This is a genomic window from Protofrankia sp. CiP1_Cm_nod1, from assembly GCF_920888515.1.
Taxonomy (GTDB): Bacteria; Actinomycetota; Actinomycetes; order Frankiales; family Frankiaceae; genus Protofrankia.
Genome location: NZ_CAKKTM010000071.1, coordinates 1 through 3,656 on the forward strand (window position 1 = coordinate 1; position 3,656 = coordinate 3,656).

3 protein-coding genes are annotated in these 3,656 nt (G+C 74.9%); 1 reads left to right on the plus strand and 2 read right to left on the minus strand.

Annotation, left to right across the window (positions count from 1 at the left end):
- Positions 1 to 91: 91 nt before the first annotated feature.
- Together NBX02_RS04090 and NBX02_RS04095 are read right to left on the minus strand one after the other, a co-directional pair.
- The gene (locus NBX02_RS04090; protein WP_250290051.1) at positions 92 to 1,039 is read right to left on the minus strand and encodes a diacylglycerol/lipid kinase family protein; all 948 of its coding nucleotides are present in this window, start codon (positions 1,037 to 1,039) and stop codon (positions 92 to 94) included.
- Between the two features lie 199 nt (positions 1,040 to 1,238).
- Entirely contained in the window at positions 1,239 to 1,859 is a 621-nt protein-coding gene (locus tag NBX02_RS04095; RefSeq protein WP_250285586.1) for a DUF6758 family protein, read from the minus strand.
- Positions 1,860 to 2,495: 636 nt separating this feature from the next.
- Between NBX02_RS04095 and NBX02_RS04100 the strand changes: the two genes are divergently transcribed.
- On the plus strand, positions 2,496 to 3,656 hold a 1,161-nt coding region (locus tag NBX02_RS04100), incomplete at its 3' end, for an aldehyde dehydrogenase family protein (protein WP_250290053.1).

The window sequence follows — 3,656 nt, forward strand, 5'->3', positions numbered from 1 at the left end:
CCGGGCGCGGGTCAGGCCGGGCGCGGGTCAGGCCGGGCGCGGGTCAGACCGGGCGCGGGTCAGGCCGGGCGCGGGTCAGACCGGGCGCGGGTCAGGCCGGGGGTGCGAGGAAGCGGAGCAGGCCCGGCCGCAGGACGATCCGGGCGGGCAGGTCCGCGACCGGGTCGCCGTCGGCGTAGAGCTGGAACGGCCGGTCGGCGTCCACCCGGACACTGCGTGCCCGCAGCACCTCGACGTGCGCGGAGTCCACATGGCGCCCGGAGAACACCTTCGGGAACGTCGACAGAAAGGTGATCTTGCCGCAGTGCGCCAGCAGCACGACGTCGAGCAGCCCGTCGTCGAGCTCCGCCCCGGGTGCCAGGCGCATCCCGCCGCCGTAGCAGGCGGAGTTCGCCACCGCCACCGTCCAGCCGACGAGCTCGCGCGGGGCACCGTCGTCGATCTCCACGGTGAACCGGGCCGGCTTCCACGCCGCCGCCGCCCGTAACGCGCCGTAGGTGTAGACCTGCTGGCCGCGGACGAACCGGGCCCGGTTGGCGATCACCTGGACGTCCGAGTCGAAGCCGACACTGGCGATGCCGAGGTAGGCCCGCCCGTTGGCCTCGGCCAGGTCGATGCGACGCTCGACGCTGCTGGCCAGGGCGGTGGCGGCGATCACCGGATCCCGGCTGGCGCCGACGGAGCGCAGGAAGTCGTTGCCGCGCCCCCCGGGCAGCACGGCGAGCAGCCCGCCCAGCCGGGCCACGGCCTCGGCGACCCGGCCGGCCAGACCGTCCCCGCCGAGGGCGACCGCCACCCGGCCGTCGGCCACCGCCTGTCCGGCGAGATCGGCGGCGTGGCCGATGTCGCGGGTCCGCTCGACGCGCACGTCCGACGCCCAGCGCCGCAGCGCGGCGGACACGTCCGGCAGCGCCCGTGCGCCCCGTCCGCCACCGGCGTGCGGGTTGACGATGAGCAGCAGCCGCCGCCGGTCCACCTCCGCCGCCGGTGGCGCGGCGGTGTCCGTCCCAGGTGCGGTGTCCGTCCCAGGTGTCGTCATCCCCGCCAGCCCTCTCCCGTTCCCGGACCGCTTCCCGGCCCGGGGTACGCACGCCCACCAGCATGATCATCTGTTGTCGAACACCGTCCGACCGTCGACGATCTTACGATCTCTCCGGAGAACCCCGTCGGGCGATCTCTGGTGTCGGTCGCCGGGACCGCGGACGGCTACGACGTCGCGGCCGCCGGCTACGGACGGGCTACAGGTGGGTGCTGTCGGCGCCGAAGAGCAGGCAGGTGGCGAGGGTCTCGGTGCTGCGCAGATCCCACAGGACGAGGTGCTCGAGTAGGAGCGTGGCCGCGTCGGACGGCCAGAGCGCGACCCACAGCCACACCCCGCAGGCCTCCCCGACGAACACCGCCCGGTCGGGCGGGCAGAGCACCGGCCACAGGGCGGTCGGATGCCCGGCCGCCTCGATCTTCTCCTCGGGCTTGCCGCCGATGCGTTCCGGGTCGGTGCCGGGCAGCCCCGCCAGCCGCGCCCCGAGACCCGTCCCGGGCTCCTCGGCGACAAGGACCAGCTCGGCCGGCCCACCGAGCGGGGACGGCCCGCCGGCGGCGAACGCGGTGGCCCGCGGGCCGGTGCGCTCGTCACCGGCCCAGGCGACCCCGCTGCCGAACCAGTGCACCGGCATCGGCCAGGGCACCCAGACCGGCGCCGTGGCCGCGTGCGCGAGGAAGAGCAGCGCCTGCTCCCGGGAGGACGCGGCGACCCGGTACGGCGCGACCTCCCCGTGCTCCTCGCAGCGCCACTGGTCGTTCCACAGATCAGGCGGGCATAGTGCCCCCAGGCATCGGGGACAGGCGGGAGGAGTCGTCACCGGCGGGCTCCCCAGCGGCCTTCCAGGCGATACGCGTCACTCGACGACGCTTTCATAGCCGTGGTCACTTCCCTTGGCTTTCGTTCGTCAAACCCGTCGCGGGCGGACCGCGGACGCCTCGCCCCGCAGCCTTCGCCCCGCCACCGTGAAGCCGCCGCGGAGCCACCGCGGGAAGGCCCTGAGGGGCCCATGTGCGGAGGCCTCCGCACATGGGCCCCCGTGGGGGAGCCGTCCCGTGGAACCGCCGCGGAGCCGCTGCGGAGCCGCCGCTGGAGCCGCCGTGGATGTTTCGCCCTGCCCGAGAGGGTGCTTCATCTCGCCCGGACCGGGTATTGCCTGACCGGGTGGCATCAGTGGGCGTCACAACGGGTGTTGCGCTCGGCCGTCCGGCATGGTCCGTGTGTCCGGTGTGACCGTGCGCTTGGCTCCGGCGCCCGGTATCCCGGCATCGGCACGATGCGCACATGTACGTGCGCATCCGCCCGGCCGTCCGCTCGTCCGGCGGTCGCCGGTGGCCGTCAGCGGCTGCCGGCGGTTGCCGGTTGTTGCCAGTTGTTCGGTATACCGACGTTGTCCCGTCCCGCGTGGCGCCGCCCTTCCGGGCGTCCTGTGCACGAAGGTGGAGTGGTGGCATCCATGGGCAAGGTCGAACCGTTCTGGGTGGCGGGCCGGCCGGCGACGGGCTCGACGGCCTTCGAGGTGCGTCACCCGTGGGACGGCCGTCCGGTCGCCACGGTCTCGCAGCCGGACGCCGGGCAGGTGGAGGTGGCGGTGGCCGCCGCCGCCCGGGCCGCGCGGGAGCTGGCGGCCGTGTCGGCGCACGGCCGGGCCGCCGCCCTCACTCACGTCAGCGGCCGGATCGCCGAGCGCGGTGAGGAGATCGCCGCGCTCATCACCGCCGAGAGCGGCAAACCGCTGACCTGGGCGCGGGCCGAGGTCGCCCGGGCGACGTCGACCTTCCGCTGGGGCGCGGAGGAGGCCCGGCGCTGGTCCGGGGACCTGCAACGGCTCGACACCGACCCGGCGGGGGCGGGGCGGCTGGCCGTGGTCCGGCGCGTCCCCCGCGGCCCGGTGCTGGGGATCACGCCGTTCAACTTCCCGCTGAACCTGGTCGCGCACAAGGTCGCGCCGGCGCTGGCCGTCGGCGCGCCGATCATCGTCAAGCCGGCGCCGAAGACGCCGCTGTCGTCCCTGCTGCTCGCCGAACTGCTCGCCGAGACCGACCTGCCCGAAGGGTCGTGGTCGGTGCTGACCGTGCCGAACGAGGCCATGGCGGAGCTGGTCGCGGACCCGCGGCTGCCAGTGGTGTCGTTCACCGGCTCCGCGGCGGTCGGCTGGTCGATCCGGGACGCCGTGCCCCGCAAGCACGTCGTCCTCGAGCTCGGCGGCAACGCGGCGGTGCTCGTCGCCGCCGACTGGTCCTCGCCGGCGGACCTGCGCCAGGCCGCCCAGCGGATCGCGACGTTCTCGAACTACCAGGCCGGCCAGTCCTGCATCGCCGTCCAACGGGTGTATGCCGAACGTGGCGTGTACGAGACGTTGCTGAGCGAGGTGACGGCCGCGGTCGAGCGGCTGCGCACCGGCGACCCGGCCGACGAGGCGACCGAGGTCGGGCCGCTGATCGACCTGACGGCGGCGGAACGGGTCGAACGCTGGATCGCCGAGGCCGTCGACGCCGGCGCGACGCTCGTCACCGGCGGCAAGCGGGACGGCACGTCCATCGCCCCGACCGTGCTGCGCGGCGTGCCACCCGAGGCGAAGGTGGTACGGGAGGAGGTGTTCGGGCCGGTGCTGGTC

Coding starts and splice junctions, on each gene's coding strand:
- NBX02_RS04090 (WP_250290051.1), bottom strand. CDS start 1,039: ATGACGACACCTGGGACGGACACCGCACCTGGGACGGACACCGCCGCG.